The sequence below is a fragment of the Methylobacterium longum genome (genome assembly GCF_022179385.1).
In the GTDB taxonomy this organism is placed as follows: Bacteria; Pseudomonadota; Alphaproteobacteria; order Rhizobiales; family Beijerinckiaceae; genus Methylobacterium; species Methylobacterium longum.
In genome coordinates this window covers 213,091-234,396 of the sequence record NZ_BPQS01000003.1, presented here as the reverse complement: position 1 = coordinate 234,396, position 21,306 = coordinate 213,091, and the positions used below count along the sequence as shown (strand labels likewise).

Annotated in this window: 18 protein-coding genes; 15 read left to right on the top strand and 3 right to left on the bottom strand. The window is 68.5% G+C overall.

The window, feature by feature from the left end; genetic code table 11:
* The first annotated feature begins 37 nt into the window (after positions 1 to 37).
* The 14 genes from MFF58_RS04530 (at position 38) to MFF58_RS04465 (ending at position 13,669) form a co-directional block, all read left to right on the top strand.
* A complete protein-coding gene (locus tag MFF58_RS04530; RefSeq protein WP_238285634.1) occupies positions 38 to 1,165 on the top strand; it encodes a methyltransferase in 1,128 nt (375 codons plus the stop codon).
* A gap of 93 nt (positions 1,166 to 1,258) precedes the next feature.
* Complete coding sequence (bchC, locus tag MFF58_RS04525; protein ID WP_238285633.1) at positions 1,259 to 2,197, top strand: chlorophyll synthesis pathway protein BchC; 939 nt, start codon at positions 1,259 to 1,261, stop codon at positions 2,195 to 2,197.
* Positions 2,194 to 3,198, top strand: a complete 1,005-nt coding sequence (locus MFF58_RS04520; RefSeq protein ID WP_238285632.1) for a chlorophyllide a reductase iron protein subunit X — start codon at positions 2,194 to 2,196, stop codon at positions 3,196 to 3,198. Before bchC ends, MFF58_RS04520 begins: the two co-directional genes overlap by 4 nt.
* A 5-nt stretch (positions 3,199 to 3,203) precedes the next feature.
* A complete protein-coding gene (gene bchY / locus MFF58_RS04515) occupies positions 3,204 to 4,733 on the top strand; it encodes a chlorophyllide a reductase subunit Y (protein ID WP_238285630.1) in 1,530 nt (509 codons plus the stop codon).
* Complete coding sequence (bchZ, locus tag MFF58_RS04510) at positions 4,733 to 6,199, top strand: chlorophyllide a reductase subunit Z (protein ID WP_238285629.1); 1,467 nt, start codon at positions 4,733 to 4,735, stop codon at positions 6,197 to 6,199. The genes bchY and bchZ overlap by 1 nt, the downstream gene beginning before the upstream one ends.
* A 35-nt stretch (positions 6,200 to 6,234) precedes the next feature.
* Positions 6,235 to 6,456: a hypothetical protein gene (locus MFF58_RS04505; RefSeq protein WP_238285628.1), complete on the top strand. Its 222-nt coding sequence runs from the start codon at positions 6,235 to 6,237 to the stop codon at positions 6,454 to 6,456.
* Positions 6,457 to 6,579: 123 nt separating this feature from the next.
* The gene (pufB, locus tag MFF58_RS04500) at positions 6,580 to 6,816 is read left to right on the top strand and encodes a light-harvesting antenna LH1, beta subunit (protein ID WP_238285627.1); all 237 of its coding nucleotides are present in this window, start codon (positions 6,580 to 6,582) and stop codon (positions 6,814 to 6,816) included.
* 10 nt (positions 6,817 to 6,826) lie between these two features.
* The gene (gene pufA, locus MFF58_RS04495) at positions 6,827 to 7,015 is read left to right on the top strand and encodes a light-harvesting antenna LH1, alpha subunit (protein WP_238285626.1); all 189 of its coding nucleotides are present in this window, start codon (positions 6,827 to 6,829) and stop codon (positions 7,013 to 7,015) included.
* 79 nt (positions 7,016 to 7,094) lie between these two features.
* Positions 7,095 to 7,919, top strand: a complete 825-nt coding sequence (pufL, locus tag MFF58_RS04490; RefSeq protein WP_238285625.1) for a photosynthetic reaction center subunit L — start codon at positions 7,095 to 7,097, stop codon at positions 7,917 to 7,919.
* A gap of 81 nt (positions 7,920 to 8,000) precedes the next feature.
* Positions 8,001 to 8,981 carry a photosynthetic reaction center subunit M gene (gene pufM, locus MFF58_RS04485; protein ID WP_238285624.1) on the top strand — a complete coding sequence of 327 codons (981 nt, stop codon included), beginning with the start codon at positions 8,001 to 8,003 and terminating at the stop codon, positions 8,979 to 8,981.
* A 10-nt stretch (positions 8,982 to 8,991) separates the two neighbouring features.
* On the top strand, positions 8,992 to 10,104 hold the full coding sequence (pufC, locus tag MFF58_RS04480) for a photosynthetic reaction center cytochrome PufC (RefSeq protein ID WP_238285622.1): 1,113 nt from the start codon (positions 8,992 to 8,994) through the stop codon (positions 10,102 to 10,104).
* Between the two features lie 121 nt (positions 10,105 to 10,225).
* On the top strand, positions 10,226 to 10,369 hold the full coding sequence (locus MFF58_RS04475; RefSeq protein ID WP_238285621.1) for a DUF3096 domain-containing protein: 144 nt from the start codon (positions 10,226 to 10,228) through the stop codon (positions 10,367 to 10,369).
* Positions 10,370 to 10,543: 174 nt separating this feature from the next.
* Positions 10,544 to 13,234, top strand: coding sequence for a pyruvate, phosphate dikinase (ppdK, locus tag MFF58_RS04470; protein WP_238285620.1), 2,691 nt, complete (start codon positions 10,544 to 10,546; stop codon positions 13,232 to 13,234).
* A gap of 180 nt (positions 13,235 to 13,414) precedes the next feature.
* Complete coding sequence (locus MFF58_RS04465) at positions 13,415 to 13,669, top strand: hypothetical protein (RefSeq protein ID WP_238285619.1); 255 nt, start codon at positions 13,415 to 13,417, stop codon at positions 13,667 to 13,669.
* Between the two features lie 109 nt (positions 13,670 to 13,778).
* Here the strand turns inward: MFF58_RS04465 and MFF58_RS04460 are convergent, their stop codons facing one another.
* The 3 genes from MFF58_RS04460 to MFF58_RS04450 all read right to left on the bottom strand — a co-directional run bounded on the left by MFF58_RS04460 (position 13,779) and on the right by MFF58_RS04450 (position 19,139).
* Positions 13,779 to 15,281: a peptidoglycan L,D-endopeptidase MepK gene (locus MFF58_RS04460; RefSeq protein WP_238285618.1), complete on the bottom strand. Its 1,503-nt coding sequence runs from the start codon at positions 15,279 to 15,281 to the stop codon at positions 13,779 to 13,781.
* A gap of 141 nt (positions 15,282 to 15,422) precedes the next feature.
* Positions 15,423 to 17,411 carry a L,D-transpeptidase family protein gene (locus tag MFF58_RS04455; RefSeq protein ID WP_238285617.1) on the bottom strand — a complete coding sequence of 663 codons (1,989 nt, stop codon included), beginning with the start codon at positions 17,409 to 17,411 and terminating at the stop codon, positions 15,423 to 15,425.
* Positions 17,412 to 17,654: 243 nt separating this feature from the next.
* Positions 17,655 to 19,139 (bottom strand): sigma-54-dependent transcriptional regulator, encoded by a 1,485-nt coding sequence (locus tag MFF58_RS04450; protein ID WP_238285616.1) that lies wholly within the window; start codon positions 19,137 to 19,139, stop codon positions 17,655 to 17,657.
* Between the two features lie 261 nt (positions 19,140 to 19,400).
* Between MFF58_RS04450 and MFF58_RS04445 the strand changes: the two genes are divergently transcribed.
* Positions 19,401 to 21,272 (top strand): M3 family oligoendopeptidase, encoded by a 1,872-nt coding sequence (locus MFF58_RS04445; RefSeq protein ID WP_238285615.1) that lies wholly within the window; start codon positions 19,401 to 19,403, stop codon positions 21,270 to 21,272.
* Positions 21,273 to 21,306: the final 34 nt, after the last annotated feature.

Here is a 21,306-nt window from a genome sequence, read left to right as displayed (position 1 = left end):
CGCGGGCTCCCTTCCCGGCACCGGCGCGGTGCCGCCGGTGCCACCGGTTCCGCGCGGCTGGACCGACCGATGGCTCGCGTGGCGCAACCGCCTCGTCGCCAGCCCCCGCTTCCAGCGCTGGGCGGCGGGCTTCCCGCTGACCCGCGGCATCGCGCGCCGGAACACCCGAGCGCTGTTCGATCTCTGCGCGGGGTTCGTCTACACCCAGGTCCTCACCGCCTGCGTCCGCCTGGACCTTTTCTCGATCCTGGCCGGCGGACCGCTGTCCGTCGACGCGCTGGCGCGACGGCTTGAGCTTCCGCCGGAGAACGCGCGCCGCCTGCTCGGCGCCGCCGAGTCGCTGGGATTGCTGCGGGCGCTATCCGGCGACCGGTACGGGCTGGCCGATCTCGGCGCCGCGCTCGTCGGCAATCCCGGCGTCGCCGCGATGATCGAGCACCACGCGCTCCTCTACGCCGATCTGGCGGATCCGGTGGCACTCCTGCGCGACGCGGCCCAGCCGACCCGGTTGGCGGGCTACTGGCCCTATGCGCACGGCGCGGCGAGCGATGCACGAACGGTCGCGCCCTATGGCGGCCTGATGGGCGCTTCGCAGGCGCTGATCGCCGAAGACGTGCTGGACGCCTGCGACCTTTCGCAGGCCGGGCACCTCATGGACGTGGGCGGCGGAGAGGGAGCCTTCCTGGAGGCGGTCGCTCGCCGGCATGCGGGACCGAGGCTGACCCTCTTCGATCTGCCGGCGGTCGCCGATAGGGCCGCGGACCGGCTCGTGCGGGTCGGGCTCGGCGCGCGAATCGCGTGCCGCGGCGGTGATTTCCACGCCGCGCTGCCCGCCGGCGCCGATACCGTTTCCCTCGTCCGGATCGTTCACGACCACGACGACGCACCGGCCCTGGCGCTGCTCACGGCCGTCTGCGCCGCCTTGCCACCCGGTGGGACGCTCCTCCTCGCGGAGCCGATGGCCGGCACGCCCGGCGCCGAACCGGTCGGGGATGCGTATTTCGGCTTTTACCTGCTGGCGATGGGCTCCGGCCGTCCGCGCCGCGCTGCGGAGCTCCGCGCGATGCTCCGGAGCGCGGGATTCGCGCACGTGCAGGAGCTTCCGACCCGCCGGCCGCTGCTCACTCGCGTGCTCCGCGCCCAAAAATCAGACGCCCAAGTGTAAGTGTGACTTGACGCTGAAGTATGTCTATCTAGGATGACACAAAGCGACTCCCTCTCCAGAGAGTCGGCCAAACACAGGCGGATGATTCCAGCCATGGACGCGCTCGCCATCATCCTTGAAAAACCGGAGCATCTTGCTATTCAGCGGTTGCCGCTGACTCCGGCCGGTGAAGCCGATGCCGTCGTGGCCGTGTCCTGGAGCGGTATCAGCACCGGCACGGAGCGCCTGCTCTGGTCGGGCCGCATGCCGTCGTTCCCCGGGATGGGGTACCCGCTCGTGCCCGGCTACGAATCCGTCGGCACCGTCGTCGACGTGAAGCCAGGTGCTTCGATCCGGGTCGGGCAGAGCGTCTACGTTCCGGGAGCGCGCTGCTTCGGTTCCGTTCGCGGCCTCTTCGGGGGCGCCGCCTCGCATCTCGTCGCGCCAACCGAGCGACTGGTTCCGGTGGATCCGGCTCTCGGCGAACGTGCCTGCCTCCTGGCTCTCGCGGCGACGGCCTACCGCGCGCTCGGTGGCATCCGGCCCGGCGCCAAACCCTTGATCGTCGGACACGGTGTCCTCGGGCGGCTTCTGGCGCGCCTGACGCTGGCGGCCGGTGCCGAGCCGACGATCTGGGAGACCGATCCTATCCGCGCGACGGGCGACCACGGCTACACGATCCTCGCGCCGCAGGCGGACCCGCGGCGCGACTACACGACGATCACCGATGTCAGCGGGAATGCCGCCGGCCTCGACGACCTGATCGCGCACCTGGCGCCGGGCGGCGAGATCGTCTTGGCCGGGTTCTACGAGGCCCCGCTCAGCTTTGCCTTCCCCCCGGCCTTCATGCGGGAGGCCAGGATCCGGATCTCCGCCGAGTTCCGGCCGGAAGACACGGCGGCCGTCACGATGCTGATCGAGAGCGGCCGGCTCTCCCTCGACGGGCTGATCACGCACCGTGTTCCGGCGAACCAGGCACAGGACGCCTATCGCACGGCATTCGCCGATCCGTCCTGCCTGAAGATGATCCTCGACTGGAGGAACGCCGCGTGAATGTTCAACTGAACAAGGCCGCCCTGTCCCAAGCCGCGCAGCTTCGCGCCGAGGCGGCGGTCGAGCCGGATCCGGTCGTTACCGCGCCGGCCAAGAAAGAGACGCAGATCATCGCGATCTACGGCAAGGGCGGCATCGGCAAGTCGTTCACGCTGGCCAATCTCAGCTACATGATGGCTCAACAGGGCAAGAAGGTCCTGCTGATCGGCTGTGATCCGAAGAGCGACACGACCTCGCTCCTGTTCGGCGGCAAAGCCTGCCCGACGATCATCGAGACTTCGACCAAGAAGAAGCTCGCCGGCGAGGCTGTGGCCATCGGCGACGTCTGCTTCAAGCGCGACGGCGTCTACGCCATGGAGCTGGGCGGTCCCGAGGTCGGCCGCGGCTGCGGCGGCCGCGGCATCATCCACGGCTTCGAACTGCTGGAGAAGCTCGGCTTCCACGACTGGGGCTTCGACTTCGTCCTGCTCGATTTCCTGGGCGACGTGGTCTGCGGCGGCTTCGGCCTGCCGATCGCCCGGGACATGTGCCAGAAGGTCATCGTCGTCGGCTCGAACGACCTGCAATCGCTCTACGTCGCCAATAACGTCTGCTCGGCGGTGGAGTATTTCCGCAAGCTCGGCGGCAATGTCGGCGTCGGCGGTCTGGTGATCAACAAGGATGACGGCACCGGCGAGGCCCAGGCCTTCGCGGACGCCGCCGGCATCCCGGTCCTGGCCTCGATCCCGGCAGACGACGACATCCGCCGCAAGAGCGCCAACTACGAGATCATCGGCCGACCGGAGAGCCGCTGGGGCAGCCTGTTCTCGGATCTGGCCGCCAACGTCGCCGACGCGGCACCGCATCGGCCGACGCCGCTGACGCAGGACGGGCTGCTCGGCCTGTTCTCCAGCGACGTCACCGGCCGCGACGTGGTCTTGGTCCCGGCGACCCACGAGGACATGTGCGGCGTCGCCCACGTGTCCAAGCCGTCCCTCGAAGTCGTCTACGACGAGGTCTGACGCGCATGGCCGTCTCCCTCGACATCGCCGATCTGCGGGCCCGCAAGGCGCCCGCAAATGTTGACCTCGCCGCCACCCGGGGCGACGGGGTCGGTTGCCACGCCGGCGGCGACGCGATGCGGGCGGCAGCCGAAGCGGCCGGCATGTCGGAGACCCTGGCGCAGCTGCGGAGCGATTATCCGCAGGGGCCGCACGACCAGCCCCAGAGCATGTGTCCGGCCTTCGGTTCGCTCCGGGTCGGTCTGCGGATGCGCCGCACCGCCACCATCCTGTCAGGCTCGGCCTGCTGCGTTTACGGCCTGACCTTCACGTCCCACTTCTACGGTGCGCGGCGCAGCGTCGGCTACGTGCCGTTCAACTCGGAGACGCTCGTCACCGGCAAGCTGTTCGAGGACATCCGCGAGGCGGTCCACGCCACCGCACGGACCGAGGATTACGACGCCGTCGTCGTCATCAACCTCTGCGTGCCGACCGCCTCCGGCGTGCCGCTGCGTCTGCTCCCGAAGGAGATCGACGGCGTCCGCGTGATCGGCATCGACGTGCCGGGCTTCGGGGTTCCGACCCACGCCGAGGCCAAGGACGTGCTGGCGGGCGCCATGCTGAAGGTCGCCCGTTCGGAGGTCGAGCGGGGTCCGGTCGCCGCCCCCCGCGGCGGACGTTCCGAGCGCCCGAGCATCGCGCTCCTCGGCGAGATCTTCCCGGCCGATCCCGTGGTGATCGGCGCGTTGCTGGAGCCGCTCGGCCTCGCGGCCGGCCCGGTGGTGCCGACGCGCGAGTGGCGCGAACTCTACAGCGCGCTCGATTGTGCCGCCGTGGCCGCGATCCACCCGTTCTACACCGCCTCCATCCGTGAGTTCGAGGCTGCCGGCCGGCCCATCGTCGGCTCCGCCCCGGTCGGCGTCGACGGCACCGCCGACTGGCTCGACCGGATCGGCGAGGCCTGCGGTGTCGCCCGCGCCACCGTCGAGGCGGCCAAGAACCGGATCCTGCCGGGCATCCGTGGGGCGCTCGGCGCCATGCCGATCAAGGGCCGGATCACGCTCTCCGGCTACGAGGGGTCGGAACTCCTCGTGGCGCGACTCCTCGTCGAGAGCGGCGCCGAGGTTCCCTACGTGGGCACCGCCTGCCCGCGCACGACCTGGTCCGAGGCCGACCGCGACTGGCTCGAGGCCCGCGGCACCCAGGTGCGCTACCGGGCTTCCCTGGAGGACGACCTCTACGCTTTCGAGTCGCTGAAGCCGGACCTCGCCATCGGCACGACCCCCGTCGTGCAGCGGGCCAAGGAGCGCGGCACCCCGGCGCTGTACTTCACCAACCTGATCTCGGCGCGCCCCCTGATGGGCGCGGCCGGCGCCGGCTCGCTCGCGACCGTGATCAACGCGGCGATGGGCAACAAGGCGCGGTTCGCCGCGATGCGCGCCTTCTTCGAAGGTGTCGGCACCGGTCATGCCGCCGGCGTCTGGCAGGAGGTGCCGCAGCGCCGCCAGGGCCCGAAGATCGAGGGCCCGAAGAAGCCGATCGGGGAGATGGCGTGATGCTGATCCTCGATCACGACAGGGCCGGCGGCTACTGGGGCGCGGTCTACGTCTTCACCGCGGTCAAGGGCCTGCAGGTCGTCATCGACGGCCCCGTGGGCTGCGAGAACCTGCCGGTCACTTCGGTGCTGCACTACACCGACGCGCTGCCGCCGCACGAGCTCCCGATCGTCGTCACCGGCCTCGCCGAGGAGGAACTCGGCCGGCACGGGACCGAGGGCGCCATGAAGCGCGCCCATGCCACCCTCGATCCCGGCCAGCCCAGCGTGGTGGTCACCGGATCCATCGCCGAGATGATCGGCGGCGGCGTGACGCCGGAGGGCACCGGCCTCCAGCGTTTCCTGCCGCGCACCATCGACGAGGACCAGTGGCAGGCGGCCGACCGGGCAATGCGCTGGCTCTGGCAGGAATACGGCGCCAAGAAGTTCGCCAAGAAGGGCATCCCGGCCCGGCCCGAGCGCAAGCCCGGCGAGAGGCCGCGGGTGAACCTGATCGGCCCGGCCTACGGCACCTTCAACATGCCGTCCGATCTCGCGGAGGTCCGCCGGCTGGTCGAGGGGATCGGCGCCGAGGTGAACCTGACCTTCCCGCTCGGGTCGCACCTCGCCGACGTGCCGAAGCTGGTCAACGCCGACGCGAATATCTGCCTGTACCGGGAGTTCGGCCGGCTCCTCTGCGAGGATCTGGAGCGGCCCTACCTGCAGGCGCCGATCGGCATCCTGTCGACGACCAAGTTCCTGCGCTCGCTCGGTGAGATCCTGGGCCTGGATCCCGAGCCGTTCATCGAGCGGGAGCGGCACACGACCATCAAGCCGGTCTGGGATCTCTGGCGGTCGGTGACCCAGGACTTCTTCGGAACGGCGAGCTTCGGCATCGTCGCCACCGAGACCTACGCCCGCGGCCTGCGCCACTTCCTCGAAGACGAGATGGGGCTGCCCTGCCATTTCGCCTTCGGCCGCTCGGCCGGCCAGAAGCCCGACAACGCGGCCGTGCGGGCCGCCATCGCCGCCAGGCCGCCCCTGGTCCTGTTCGGTTCGTTCAACGAGCGGATGTACCTCGCCGAGTGCGGCGCGCGGGCGACCTACGTCCCCGCCTCGTTCCCCGGCGCCATCATCCGGCGGCACACCGGCACGCCGTTCATGGGCTACGCCGGCGCGACCTACCTCGTCCAAGAGGTCTGCAACGCCCTGTTCGACACCCTCTTCCACATCCTGCCGCTCGCCCGCGACATGGACACGGTGGAGGCCACCCCGGCGCGGCGCCACGCGGAACTGCCCTGGGACGAGGCGGCGCGGCAGGCCCTCGAAGCGCTGGTCGAGGCGCAACCGGTCCTGGCTCGCATCTCCGCCGCCAAGCGCCTGCGCGACGCCGCCGAGCGCGCGGCCCGCAACACCGAATCCCCTGCCGTGGCGACCGCCCATGTCGAGCGGGCCCGCACCGATTTCGCCGGGGGGATCCCGGCGTGACCCTGCTTTCCCTTGACCCCGAAGGAGACCTGACGATGCGAACGATGGTCCCGACTCCCCGCCAGCACCAGGAAGAGATCCAGTTCCGGCTGATCCTGGCGGCGACCTACCCGTTCTTCCTCGCAGCCGCGGCCGCCGGGCGCCTCCGGCCCTCCCGGGATGCCTCGCGGCCGGGTCTCGCGCCCGTGCGCCGCACCATCTTCGGAGAGGCCCGCGCCATGGCGGTGCAGGCCATCCCCTTCGCCTTCATGGGCTGAACGCCCTGCTCGAGATGCTTCCGACCGGTGACGCGGGGGAAGTCAGGCCGTGACCGTACCAGCGACACGGCTGAACCCGTCGCGCTTCGCGAGAAGCGCGGCCAACACACGGAGGTCTGAACCATGGCGAGTGGACCCGTCACAACAGAAAGACCGAGCAGCCTGTCCGGGCTGACGGAACCGGAAGCCAAGGAGTTCCACGCGATCTTCCTGACGAGCTTCCTCATCTTCACGGCGATCGCCGTGGTCGCCCACATCCTCGTCTGGCTGTGGCGTCCGTGGCTTCCAGGACCGCAGGGCTACGCGTCACTCGACGGCGTCACCGATGCGGCCCGCGCCCTCGTCACGATGATCGGCTGAGGAGGCTCGCATGCATAAGGTTTGGTTGCTGTTCGATCCGCGGCGCACGCTGGTGGCTCTGTTCACCTTCCTCTTCATCCTGGCGCTGCTGATCCATTTTATCCTTCTCTCCACCGACCGGTTCAACTGGTTGGAAGGTCCGAAGGCCAACAAGGCGGCGAACGCCATCACGCTCGCACTGCCGCACCTGCCGGCCTGACCCCCGGTCCGGACCGCGGCGCGCGAGGGCCGCGGTCACCCCCAACCCTCTTCTCCGGCCTGACTGAGGAGCAGCCGCCATGGCGATGCTGAGCTTCGAGCGTAAATACAGGGTCCGCGGCGGTACGCTGCTGGGCGGCGACCTGTTCGACTTCTGGGTCGGGCCATTCTTCGTCGGCTTCTTCGGCGTGGTCGGATTGTTCTTCACGGTGCTCGGCACCGCGCTGGTGATCTACGGCGCGGCGATCGGGCCGACCTGGAACGTCTGGCAGATCAACATCGCGCCGCCGGATATCAGCTACGGCTTGAAGCTGGCGCCGCTGAAGGAGGGCGGCCTCTGGCAGATCATCACGATCTGCGCGCTGGGCTCCTTCGTGTCCTGGGCGCTGCGCGAGGTGGAAATCTGCCGCAAGCTCGGCATCGGCTATCACGTCCCCGTCGCCTTCGGCATGGCGATCTTCGCCTACTTCACCCTCGTGGTGGTCCGGCCCTTCCTGATGGGCGCGTGGGGATACGGCTTCCCATACGGTATTCTCAGCCATCTCGATTGGGTTTCGAACACGGGATATCAATATCTCCACTTTCACTACAATCCGGCTCACATGCTGGCGGTGACGTTCTTCTTCACCACGACCCTGGCGCTGGCCATGCACGGCGGCCTGATCCTGTCCTCGACCAATCCTTCGAAGGGCGAGACGGTGAAGACACCGGAGCACGAGGACACGTTCTTCCGCGACACGATCGGCTACTCGATCGGCACGCTGGGCATCCACCGCCTGGGCCTGTTCCTGGCGCTGTCGGCGGGATTCTGGAGCGCGGTCTGCATCGTGATCAGCGGTCCGTTCTGGACGCAGGGCTGGCCGCAATGGTGGGGCTGGTGGCTCAACCTGCCCGTCTGGCGGTGACCGGCGGTACGCGGACGAGACGACACGGGCATTACGGGTCGCCGCCGCCCAGCGGCGCGGCACTCCGGGGGAGGGCAGGCCATGGCCTATTACCAGAACATCTTCACGCAGGTTCAGGTGCGCCCGCTCGTGCCGGATCAGGGCGTTCCCGTCGCGGTCGACGACCGGGTCGGCAAGCCGTTCAACAGCTACCTGTTCGGCCTGCTGGGCAACAGCCAGGTCGGCCCGATCTACATCGGCTATATCGCGGCGCTCTCGATCACCTGCGGGGTGATCGCGTTCGAGATCATCGGGCTCAACATGTGGGCCTCAGTCAACTGGGATCCCGTCCAGTTCGTGCGGCAATTGCCGTGGCTCGCACTGGAGCCGCCGCTGCCGAAATACGGCCTGAAGGTCCTGCCGCCGCTCAACGAGGGCGGTTGGTGGCTGATCGCCGGCTTCTTCCTCACCACGTCGATCCTGCTCTGGTGGGTGCACCTCTACAAGCGGGCGAAGGCGCTGGGCCTCGGTCTCCACGTCCCCTACGCCTTCGCCTCGGCGATCTGGCTCTACCTCGTCCTCGGCTTCATCCGGCCGCTGCTGATGGGGTCGTGGTCTGAGGCCGTGCCCTTCGGCATCTTCCCGCACCTCGATTGGACCGCCGCCTTCTCGCTCCGGTACGGGAACCTGTTCTACAACCCGTTCCACATGCTCTCGATCACGTTCCTCTACGGATCGACGCTACTGTTCGCGATGCACGGCGGCACCATCCTGGCCTGCTCGCGCTACGGCGCCGAGCGCGAGATCGACCAGATCGTCGATCGGGGAACGGCCACCGAGCGCGCCGCCCTGTTCTGGCGCTGGACCATGGGCTTCAACGCCACCATGGAATCGGTCCATCGCTGGGCGTGGTGGTTCGCGGTCCTGACCACGCTCACCGGCGGCATCGGCATCCTGCTCACCGGCACCGTCGTCGACAACTGGTACCTGTGGGCGGTCAAGCACGGCGTCGCACCCTCGTACCCGCAGGTCTACGGCCCGATCGTCGATCCCGCTCATCTCGCACCCGGCCCGAGGCCGTAAGGAGGACGTCATGAAGACGATTCTTGCGGTCGTCGGCGGTGCGCTCGCCCTCTTCCTCACCATCGCGATGTTCGGTGGTGCCGGCTGGACCCACCCGCCGATGGCGGTCAAGCAGACCGGGTTCCGCGGCACCGGGATGGATCTGATCCGCACCCGGGCCGGCAACGAGGCGCTGGCGGAGGCCAACAGGGCGCCGGCACCGGCCGATCCGGCCGATGCGGGCGGCGACAAGGCGTCGGCCGTCTACGAGAACGTGCAGGTGCTGGGCGACCTCTCGGCCGAGCAGTTCAACCGGCTGATGGTGTCGATCACCGAATGGGTCGCACCGCAGCAGGGCTGCACCTACTGCCACAGCACCGAGAACATGGCTTCCGACGAGCTTTACCAGAAGCGCGTCGCCCGCCGCATGCTCCAGATGACGCAGACCATCAACTCCACCTGGAAGGAAAACCACGTCCACGAGGCGGGCGTGACCTGCTACACCTGTCACCGCGGCAATCCGGTGCCGGCGAATATCTGGTTCGACCATCCGGTCCAGGGTGCGGGACGGTTCATCCCGCGCAACAACAGCCAGAACATCGCCTCCCCCGAAGTCGGCAACACCTCGCTGCCCTACGACGTCTACCAAGCCTTCTACCAGCACAAGGAGACGTCCGAAGACGCGGTTCGGGTCAACGCCACCACGGCGCTGCCCGAAACCAAGGGCAAGCCGATCCAGGACGCGGAGAAAACCTTCGCGATCATGATCAGCATGTCCCAGTCGCTCGGGGTGAACTGTACCTTCTGTCACAACACCCGCTCGGTGGCGCAGTGGGACACCAGCACGCCGAACCGGGTCCACGCCTGGTACGGCATCCGCATGGTGCGTGAGCTGAATCAGGACTACATGACGCCCCTGACCTCGACCTTCCCCCGAAACCGTCTCGGCGTCCTGGGGGATGCGCCCAAGATCAATTGCGCCACCTGCCACAACGGCGCGAACAAGCCCCTGAACGGAGCCAACGTCATCGGACCCTATCCGGAGCTGTCGCACCCGACGATCTCCGCGAGCCTGCCGACCGGCGAGGCGAAGGATCCGATCCCCGGCACGAACACGCCGACGCCGAAACCGACCCAACCTTGACCGATCGATGAGCGAGGCGGCCCGGACCATGGGGCTGCCTCGTCTCAGATCAGCGTCAGGGAACCTCCACGGGCTATGGACGTCGATACCCCACGGCCGAGCTTGGCCACAGGAGGCGCCCGTGACCGTCACGATCTCGAATCTTCAGCCTGTCATCGCGATCCTCGCAGGTATCCTGATCCTGATCGCCCCTCGGCTTCTCAATTACATCGTGGCGATCTACCTCATCGTCATCGGCGTGATCGGTCTCGGTATCCTCCACTGATACGGAGAGACGGCGCCGACAGCTTTCTTCTCCGCCATCCCTGACAGAGTGCTGGCGGCGTCAGGTTCACGCGCACAGCCCTGTCAAGCGTTCATCTTGCGTTGCGGTGCGGGATGGTCCAACCCCGGCCATCAGCTCGGCCGCCGCCGGGCACCGGAAATGGACGGGTTCGACATGGCGACCGACAGCGCGAAGTGGGTCTACGCCTTTGGCGACGGCAAGGCAGAAGGCAAGTCGCAGATGCGCGACCTGCTCGGCGGCAAGGGCGCCAATCTCGCCGAGATGTCGAACCTCGGCCTGCCGGTACCGCCCGGCTTCACCATCACCACAGAAGTCTGCACCTACTTCTACGATCACGGGAAGGCCTATCCCCCGGAGCTGAAGGATCAGGTCGCTGCCGCACTCGGGCAGGTCGGCAAGCTCACCGGTCGCCAGTTCGGCGATGCCACGAACCCGCTCCTCGTCTCGGTCCGCTCGGGCGCCCGGGCCTCCATGCCCGGCATGATGGACACGGTCCTGAACCTCGGCCTGAACGACGAGACCGTGCTGGCGCTGGCCAAGGAAGCCGACGACGAGCGCTTCGCCTACGATTCCTATCGCCGCTTCATCACCATGTACTCGAACGTTGTGCTGAACGTGGAGCACCACGCCTTCGAGGAGGCGCTGGAGCAGTACAAGGAGAGCAAGGGCTTCGACCTCGACACCGAACTCGGCGCCGGCGACTGGAAGACCCTGATCCAGACCTACAAGAAGATCGTGCGCGACGAGCACGGCTCGGACTTCCCGCAGGGCGCCGACGATCAGCTGTGGGGGGCGATTGGCGCTGTCTTCAATTCCTGGATGATCCCACGGGCCAAGAAATACCGGGAGTTGAACAGCATCCCGGAGAGCTGGGGCACGGCCGTGAACGTTCAGGCCATGGTGTTCGGCAACATGGGCGACACTTCGGCCACCGGGGTGGCCTTCACCCGCAACCCGTCCACCGGCGAGAAGGCGCTCTACGGCGAGTTCCTGATCAACGCCCAGGGCGAGGACGTGGTGGCGGGCATCCGCACCCCGCAGAACATCACCGAGAAGGCGCGGAAAGAGGCGGAGAGCGACAAGCCTTCGATGGAGAAGGCCATGCCCGAGAGCTTCGCGGAGCTGACCCGGATCTACGGTATCCTGGAGAGCCACTACCGCGACATGCAGGACATGGAGTTCACCATCGAGAGGGGGAAACTCTGGATGCTCCAGACCCGCAACGGCAAGCGCACGGCCAAGGCCGCCCTGCGCATCGCCGTCGATCTGGCGGGCGAAGGGCTGATCTCCCGCGAGGAGGCGATCGGCCGCGTGGAGCCCGGGGCCCTCGACCAGCTCCTGCACCCGACCATCGACCCCAAGGCCGAGCGCAAGGTCATCGCCTCGGGCCTGCCGGCCTCGCCGGGGGCGGCCACGGGCGAGATCGTGTTCAATTCCGAGGACGCGGAGGCGCACCGCAAGGCCGAGCGCAAGTGCATTCTCGTCCGCATCGAGACGTCGCCCGAGGACATCCACGGCATGCACGCCGCCGAGGGCATCCTGACGACCCGCGGCGGCATGACCAGCCACGCGGCCGTGGTCGCCCGCGGCATGGGCAAGCCCTGCGTCTCGGGCGTCGGATCCATCCGCATCGACTACAAGGCCCAGACGCTGACGGTCGGCGGCCTCACGCTCAAGGCGGGCGACCGGGTCACGATCGACGGATCCACTGGCCAAGTCATCCGGGGTGAGGTGAAGATGCTGGAGCCGGAGCTGTCCGGTGACTTCGCGACCCTCATGACCTGGGCCGACGATTTTCGTGGGATGAAGGTGCGGGCGAATGCCGACACCCCCACGGACGCCCGCACGGCCCGGAACTTCGGCGCCGAGGGCATCGGCCTCTGCCGCACCGAGCACATGTTCTTCGAGGGCGACCGCATCATCGCGGTGCGGGAGATGATCCTGGCGGACGATGCCGAGGGCCGGCGCGCCGCCCTTGCCAAGATCCTTCCCTACCAGCGGCAGGACTTCGTGGAGCTGTTCACGATCATGTCCGGCCTGCCGGTCACGATCCGTCTGCTCGATCCGCCCCTCCACGAGTTCCTGCCGCACACCGACGCCGAGGTCGCCGAGGTCGTGAAGGCGACCGGAGTCTCCGAGGAGAAGATCCGGCACCGGACCCGCGAACTGTCCGAGCACAATCCGATGCTCGGCTTCCGCGGTTGCCGCTTGGCGATCGCCTTCCCGGAAATCGCCGAGATGCAGGCCCGGGCGATCTTCGAAGCGGCAGTTCAGGCTGCGGCGGATACCGGCAGCCCGGTGACGTCCGAAGTCATGGTGCCTCTGGTCTTCACCCGCGCCGAGTTCGACATCGTCAAGGCGCACATCGACGCCATGGCGAAGGCGGTCGCCGAGGAGAAGGGTGCGACCCTCGATTATCAGGTCGGCACGATGATCGAACTGCCCCGCGCCGCACTGAAGGCCGGTGAGATCGCCGAGACCGCGGAGTTCTTCTCCTTCGGCACGAACGACCTCACGCAGACCGCGCTGGGCATTTCCCGCGACGACGCCGCGACCTTCCTGGGCCCTTACACCCAGAAGGGTATCCTGCCAGCCGATCCCTTCATCACGATCGATCAGGAAGGCGTCGGCGAACTCGTCCGCATCGGCGTCGAGCGTGGCCGTAAGACACGGCCCGACATCAAGCTCGGCATCTGTGGCGAGCACGGCGGCGACCCGGCTTCGATCGGGTTCTGCCAGGACGTCGGGCTCGATTACGTGTCCTGCTCGCCCTACCGGGTGCCGATCGCCCGCCTCGCTGCGGCTCAGGCAGCCTTGGGCAAGGTGGCCGGCAAGGAGGGCTGACGGGCGTTCGAGGGGGCGCCGGTTCGGCGCCCTCTCATCACTCGTCAACCAACGGACTAATCGGCGGTTGAAAAATCCGCCGTTCCGCAAGAACCCGGCTCAACGCGGCACGTTGAACTGTTGAATACGCGCTCGGTGCATGCGCGTGTTCGGTCCGTTCCCAGCGCAGTTTCGTCCGCCATGCTGCCACACAGTTCCTCGTCGCTGTGCCTCGGTGAGACGCCCGCGGTGGTCGTCGCGCCCCGCGCTGCCGTGCGCGCCTACCTGGCTCTGGTTGCTGCCCTCGGCGGTCTGACCACGGCCGTCATGCTGATGATGTCGGTGGCCGCCAACAGCGGGGGCGAGGCGGATCGCATCACGGCCACGCAGGACGACAGCTACGCGGCGACGCTGGTCGCGGCGTTGGCGGTGAACCTGTCCAAGCCGCAGCGCTGAGGGAACACCAGCACCCCGCGCCGCCGGCGATGAGCGATCGAGGGATCGGCCCGTCGCGTGGCGCGTCGCTGTCCCGCGTGTTCGAAGATTGTTCGGGAAGCGTCGAGGCTCAGCGTCCGGCGGGTACTGCCCGCGTCGCGGAGCCCGTGAATCGGGCCGCGGTCAGGTCGTCACCCGGGCTACGGGTGCTGAATCGCGTCGATACACGATCGGGGGCGGCCGCCACGACGGCCTCGGGCGCTGCGTCGCGAACGCGGGTTGTGGCGACGCGCACAGGCGCGTTCCGGCTCGCCGGTGCCGCTACCGGCCCGGTCGAAACCGCCTCGAAGAGCGCGCGCAATTGAACCTTCGGATCGGCGTCCGGCGCAGCGCCGGGGCGCGAGCGCGCAGGTTCGGGCAGGATGGTCTTGGCGAGCGCCCGGGTCTCGGTGGACCCTGACAGGACGGCCATGCCTCCGCCGAGCGCGGCGAACTGGATCGGGCGCGGCGGCGGCAACGGCATGTTGATCGCGGCGGTCACGGCGGCGAAATCCGAGGGCCGGCGCGGCGGCAAGGGCGCATCCATCACTGACGCGGCCTCGTCGAAGGCTGGGTTCGGCTTGGCGGCTGTCAGCAATGCCTTGGCGTCCGCCGCGCGGAGATCGGATCCCTTGGCCTGCTCGCGTTCCAGGAGGGATCCGCGCAGCACGGTGTCCGTGACCGGTGCCGCATAGGCGAGGGCAACGCGGCCGCCGACGGGATCCTGCGGATCGGCGCTCGCGACGGCCACGACGGGTGCCGGGCGGGATTTCTTTGCGACCGGTGCCGGCTGCGCCGGCTCCGGTGGCGGCGCGGAGGAGCCGCCGCCGAAGAGGCTTGCCAGGAAGCCGAACAGGCCGGGGCCGTCCTCCTCCTCGCCGCCGGCCATCTGGGTCGTGATGCCCGCCACCGTTCCGCCCCGCGAGAGGATCTCGGCCTTGGCCTCCTCGTAGCGGGGGAACGGGCGATTATCGCTGGCCAAGTGCACCGTCTTGCCATCCGGGAACAGGCGCGCGAGCTGGTCGTGCGTCATGCGCGGCCACATCCGCACCGACCCAACATCGAGGTGGATGAAGGGTGTCCCGGCATGCGGATACCAACCGACGCCGCCGCGCTGCATCTGGAGCCCGACCTCGCGGATCCGGTCGATCGGCACGTCCGGCAGATAGAAGTCCATCGCCTTGCCGAGCATGTGCTGGCTGAACTCGGCCACCATCTTGGAACGCCGCCGCAGCATCGCGTTCGTGCCCGGCGACCGGTAGGCCGAGACGATATGGATCGCCTGATTCGAGCCGACCTGCCGGTAGGCTTCCCAGACCGTGTCGAAGAGCCGTGGATCCATCTTGGTAGGCTCGTTGACGCGCCAATCGCGCAGGAGCCAGTTCAGCTGGTCGAGCGCCGCGCGGTCGTAACGACCGTCGCGCTTGAACGTGATGGTCGCGCTCTCCTGCGTGTGCGTGTGGAGGATCGTCAGGGAGCGTGTGTCGCCGTTGGCGACCGCATCCTCGGTCTCGACCGTTCCGGCGATCAGGCCGACAGCGATGCCGGACAAGGCCAGCACGAGGTGGCGAAAGGCGCGCGGGAGATACGGCACGGTTGTCCTGATCCTCTCCCGGCGGCCGCGCGTGGCGGAAGTCAGGCGGGCGTCTCAATCGAAACGGCTAAGGCTGCACCGTGGCGAAATCGTGCCCGGCTGTGCGCATGCGCACCTGAAAGTTGCGGTTTGGCGGGGGCGCTACCACCAACCGCGCGAGACTGGCTGCTGCGGTGCCGGGGTCCACAGCCCCGGCTCGCCGTATTCCGGAGCGGCGTCCGCGCGGGCGGCGCGGCGGACGGCGCGGCGGGGCGTATCCACCTCCTCGTACCGACGGTTCGCCCAATCGTCGGACGCGTGGTGGCGCGTTGCGGATCGCTGCACGACCCGTGGTTTCGCCGGCGCCGCGGCGCGTTCCGCCTTGCGGGGGGCCTCGTCGGGCAGACGGGCGATCGCCGGGCCGCCGCCGCCCGGCAGGCCGAGCGCCGCGCGCATCGGCGCATCGTAGCCGTAGAGGTCGGGCAAGGTGCGGTAGGCGCCCGAGTCGTCGACGTAGGCGGTGAAGTAGGCGAGGTGCACCGGCAGCTTCTCGGGAAGCCGGATGGTGCGCTCCCCCTTGCCAATCAGCTTCTTCAGGCGCTCCTGCGACCAGTCCGGCAGAACCGCGTCGGCGAGGCGGAACGGATCGTCCACGCGCACGCAGCCGTGGCTGAAATCACGCTTCGCGGCGGAGAACAGGGAGCGGTTCGGCGTGTCGTGCAGGTAGACCGCGTGCTGGTTTGGGAACATGAACTTGATGAAGCCGAGCGCATTGCGCTCCCCCGGGGGCTGGCGCAACGAGACGTGGCCACCGCGGCGGACGACCTCGTACCCACCCCAGGTTTTCCCGCCGTAGCCCGCCAGCTTGGGTGCCATGGTCTTCAGGATCGAGGGTGGCACGTACCAGGATGGGTTGACGACCGCGTACTCCATCAGACCCGAGAACAGCGGCGTGCGTGATTCCGGCTTGCCGACGATGACGCGCGCCTCGTCGCGCAGCGTCCCGCCGCGATAGGCGCGCAGGCGGTATTCCGGGACGTTGACGAGGATGTAGTCCGGCCCGAGATCGCCCGGCAGCCAGCGCCAACGCTCCATGTTGACGATGAGCTCGGCCTCGCTCCCGGTCGGCCGGCTGGACCGCCCGGCATCGGCCAGCGCGAGGACCGTCTGGACATTCAGCACCCCGTTCGCCGGTACTCCGCGACCGCGCTGGAACTTGGTGACGGCCTCGGCCACGACGGCATCGTACTCCTCCGGCTCGCCGGGCCCGTGGTCGAGCGTGGCGGCCGGTCGCGATTCGAGGCCGAAATGGGTTCGCAGCAGGGGCACCCGTGGGTCGCGCATCCCCAGACGCAGGACCGGACCGGCGGGAAGCCGCAGGGCCTTCACGGACGTAGGCGCCGGTCCCCGCAGGGCAGCCAGACGCGTCTTCAGCGCCACGTAACCCGGCGTGGCGGGATTGTAGGCCTGCAACGCGTCGCCGGCCTTCCCGCCGGCCTCGTTCAGCTTGCCCAGCACCTCGGCGCCGGACGGAAGGTCGAGCTTGGGTGTGATCAGACGCGAGATCGCGGTCAGGTTGACCCGTCCGCCGCGCGCATCGCGGGCGTAGAGGATGACGGCCGCGGACAGGCGGAGGTCGGCGTCGGCCACCGCCTTCTCGTCCGGCTTCTCGGCCAGGGTCGGCACCGGGTAGGCGCGCGCATCGAGGCCGTCCTCGGCCGACGCGGCCAGGCGCGCCGCGACAGCCTTGGCGGGCTCAGTCCATGCCCCGTCGACCACCCAGAGCGGCTTGTAGGCGCGCGCTTCGTAGAAGCTTCGGATCGCGTCGCGTTCCTTGCCGGTCAGGCGCAGCAGGAGGGGCGCCGTCTCCCCCAGGCGGGCGAAGACGGCGGCGCCGAGCGGATCGACGGGGGCGACCGGGGCTGCAGCCACGGGGGCCGCCGGTTCGGGGGCGGGGGGCTCGGGTTTGTAGTCGGGAAGCGAGGTCGCAGCCGGTTCCGTCGTCGGCGGCGGCGTGGCCGGCGTTGAGGCGGGAGACTCGGCCGGCGGCAGATCGAGGGCCGCCGTCTCGGCGCCGAGCGCACCGGCGGAAGCCAGCGTGCCGGTCATCAGGGCGGCCAGCGCCATGAGGCTGGAGCGCGGGACGCGCATCGTGTTCTCCCAGGGTGCGGCGGCCGAACCGCACGCTCATACCTTGATTATCCGCCCAAGCGTGGCTTTCATCAACCGTAGTCTTCGAAGATAAACCGATAGATCTGCCGGTGTTGCACTTCGGTCAATGCTTCAGATCGCTCGGTCCGGCCAGTCATCGTTGCGGGTCGAGAGCGCCGTCCGAGGTCCAGCGCAGCCGCCGCTCGCGGTTTTGTCCGGTGCGCTAGCGCACGCGGACCACGGTCAGGCCGCATCCTCCGACTTGTCCTCACCTTCGAGGCCCAGATCCTTGAGCTTCCGGTAGAGCGTGGATCGGCCGATACCGAGGCGACGCGAGACCTCCGACATGCGCTGGCGGTAGAACTGCAGCGCGTACCGGATGATTTCAGCCTCCAGCACATCCATCGGCTTCATCTCGCCGGTCTCCTCGGCCACGAGCGACATGGCGTGCGGATCACGGACCTCGACCCGCACGATCTCGCGCACCGGCTCGGGCGCATAGGCCGGCAGGGTCTGCTGGTGTGGCGCGGCGGGAATCCGAACGTCGAAACCCTCGACCTGCGCGGCGATCTGCGGAAATTCGGCGACCGTCAGCTCGTCGGCGTCCGCGAGCACCACGGCGCGGAACACTGCGTTCTCCAGTTGCCGGACATTGCCGGGCCAGGGATAGCGCGTGAGTAGCGCCATCGCCTCCGGGGTGATCGCCCGGACCCGCTTGCCTTCCTCCGCCGCGAACCGCGCGCAGAACGAGCGCACGAGGTCGGGGATGTCCTCCCGGCGCGCCCGCAGCGGCGGCAGCGTCATGGGGAAGACGTTGAGGCGGTAATAGAGGTCTTCGCGGAACTTGCCCTGCTTGACGAGGTCGAGGAGCGAACGGTTGGTGGCCGAGACGAGACGGATATCCACCCGCACCGCCCGCTTGCCGCCGACCGGATCGACCTCGCCCTCCTGCAGCGCGCGCAGCAGCTTCACCTGCGCGTCCAGCGGCAGTTCGCCGATCTCGTCCAGGAACAGCGTACCGCCGGAGGCTTCCACGAACTTGCCCGCGTGCTTCTCGGTGGCGCCGGTGAAGGCGCCCTTCTCGTGCCCGAACAAGGTGGACTCGACCAGGTTGTCGGGGATCGCGCCGCAGTTCACCGTCACGAACGCCTTGCCGCGTCGGTCGCCGGAACCCTGGATCGCCCGCGCCAGCACTTCCTTGCCGACGCCGGACTCGCCCTCGATGAGGACCGGGATGCTGGATTTCGCCGCCCGCTCGGCGAGGCGGATCACCCGTTCCATATCGGGGCTCTTGGAGGTGAGGTCCTTGAACGACAGGGCGCCGGACGCCCTCCGCCGCATGCGGCGGACCTCCTCCTCGAGCGTATCCACCCGCAGGGCGTTCTTGATCGAGACCTGCAGCCGCTCGGCGCCGGCCGGCTTGACCACGAAATCGACGGCGCCGGCCCGCATGGCGGTGACGACCGTGTCGATGGATCCGTTGGAGGTCTGCACGATGACTGGCGTGGCGAGGCCGCTCTTGCGCATCTCGGCCAGCACGCCCAGGCCGTCGAGCCCTGGCATCACCAAGTCGAGGAGCACGACGTCGGCACCCTCGGATCTGAGGAGGGTGAGGGCGTCCATCCCCGTCTCGGCGATGCGCGGCTCGAAGCCGAAGCGGCGCACCGCCGCCTCGGCGAGGCGGCGTTGGACCGGATCGTCGTCCACGATCAGCACGGTTGTGGACATGAAGGCTCCCTGCACGGCACACGAGAACCGGGCATGCGACGCCGGCTTCACCCCGGGCGCAGGCATCGAATCGGCGTGTGTTTCGTTTCGAGCCGGAGGGTGACCGACAGACGTAAAGTGCCGCTTAACGACGTTTGCGCCGCTTCGTCAGGGAACGCCCGTCCACGAGCCAACGGGCCGCGTTGAACGCATGGCGACGCGATCGATATCAGGGTACGGGGCCTCTGCCCCTGCCTTCGCCTCTCGAGAGGAACGCGCGACATGATGCCGAGCCCCACCGCCTCGCCGGTGAACGTCCGCCTGCCCGAGGGCGTGAGCGCCGCGCGCGCCGCCGCGAAGGCCGCCGACCTCGGCCACCTTCCGGAATGGGACCTGTCGGATCTCTATTCCGGCCTCGACGCTCCCGAGTTCTCCGCCGACATGACCCGCGCCGAGGAGGAATGCCGCCGCTTCTCCGAATCCTATGCCGGTCGCGTCGCCGAGATGGCGGGCGCTCCGGATGCTTCGACGCGCCTCGCCGAGGCGGTGCGTGCCTACGAGGGCATCGAGGATCTGCTGGGCAAGCTGATGTCCTTCGCCGGCTTAATCTATTCCGGTGACACCACCGACGAGGCGCGGGCCAAGTTCTATGGGGACACCCGCGAGCGTCTGACGAACGCCTCTGCCGACCTGTTATTCTTCGCCCTGGAATTGAATCGCGTCGACGACGCCGTAATGAACGCCGCGATGGCGGACGGGCCGCTCGCCCGCTACGCGCCGTGGATCGAGGATCTGCGGCGGGAGAAGCCGCACCAGCTCGACGACCGTACCGAGAAGCTGTTCCTGGAGAAATCCGTCACGTCGAACGCCGCGTGGGACCGCCTGTTCAACGAGACGATCGCCTCGCTGCGATTCACCGTCCAGGGCGAGGAGATGCCGCTGGAGCCGACCCTGAACAAGCTTCAGGATCCGGACGGAGCCGTCCGCAAGGAGGCCGCCGGCGCGATCAGCACGGTGCTGCGCAGCAACTTGCGCGTGTTCACTTTGATCACCAACACCCTGGCCAAGGATAAGGAGATCTCCGACCGGTGGCGGGGCTTCAAGGACGTGGCCGAGGCCCGCCACCTCGCCAACCGCGTCGAGCCCGAGGTCGTCGAGGCCCTCGTGGATGCTGTTCGGGCCGCGTATCCGCGCCTGTCGCATCGGTACTACAGGCTCAAGGCCAGATGGTTCGGGCAGGATTCGCTGCCCTACTGGGATCGCAACGCGCCGCTGCCCAGGGTCGAGCAGCGCACGATCCCATGGTCGGAGGCCCGCGACACGGTGCTGTCGGCCTACGACGCCTTCTCACCCGAGATGGCCGGCATCGCGAAGCGCTTCTTCGATGGCCGCTGGATCGACGCGCCGACCCGTCCCGGCAAGGCTCCGGGTGCGTTCGCACATCCGACCGTGCCATCCGTGCACCCCTACGTGCTGGTCAATTATCAGGGCAAGCCGCGGGACGTGATGACCCTGGCCCACGAACTCGGCCACGGCGTCCATCAGGTGCTCGCCGGCCCGAACGGCGCCCTGATGGCGCCCACGCCCCTGACCTTGGCCGAGACGGCGAGCGTCTTCGGCGAGATGCTCACTTTCCGGAAGCTACTCGCGGCCACCAGCGACACGACCCAGCGCCGGGCGATGCTCGCCGCGAAGGTCGAGGACATGATCAACACGGTGGTCCGGCAGATCGCCTTTTATTCCTTCGAGAGGAAGGTGCATCTTGCCCGCGCCAAGGGCGAGCTGACGATCGACCAGATCAACGCTTTGTGGCTGTCGGTGCAGGCCGAGTCGCTCGGGCCGGCGATCACGCTGGACGCGGGCTACGAGCCGTTCTGGGCCTACATCCCGCACTTCATCCACTCGCCCTTCTACGTCTACGCCTACGCCTTCGGCGACTGCCTCGTGAACTCGCTCTACGGCGTCTACGCCCAGGCTGAGGCGGGCTTCGTCGAACGCTACTTCGCGCTCCTCTCGGCCGGCGGATCGAAACCCTACGGCGAACTGCTCGCGCCCTTCGGTCTCGACGCGAAGGATCCGGGCTTCTGGCAGATCGGGCTCGGGATGATCGAAGGCATGATCGTGGAGCTGGAGGGAATGGAGAGCCAGGCCTGACTGACGCGTCGCGCCCGGTCCCCGGGTTGTGGGA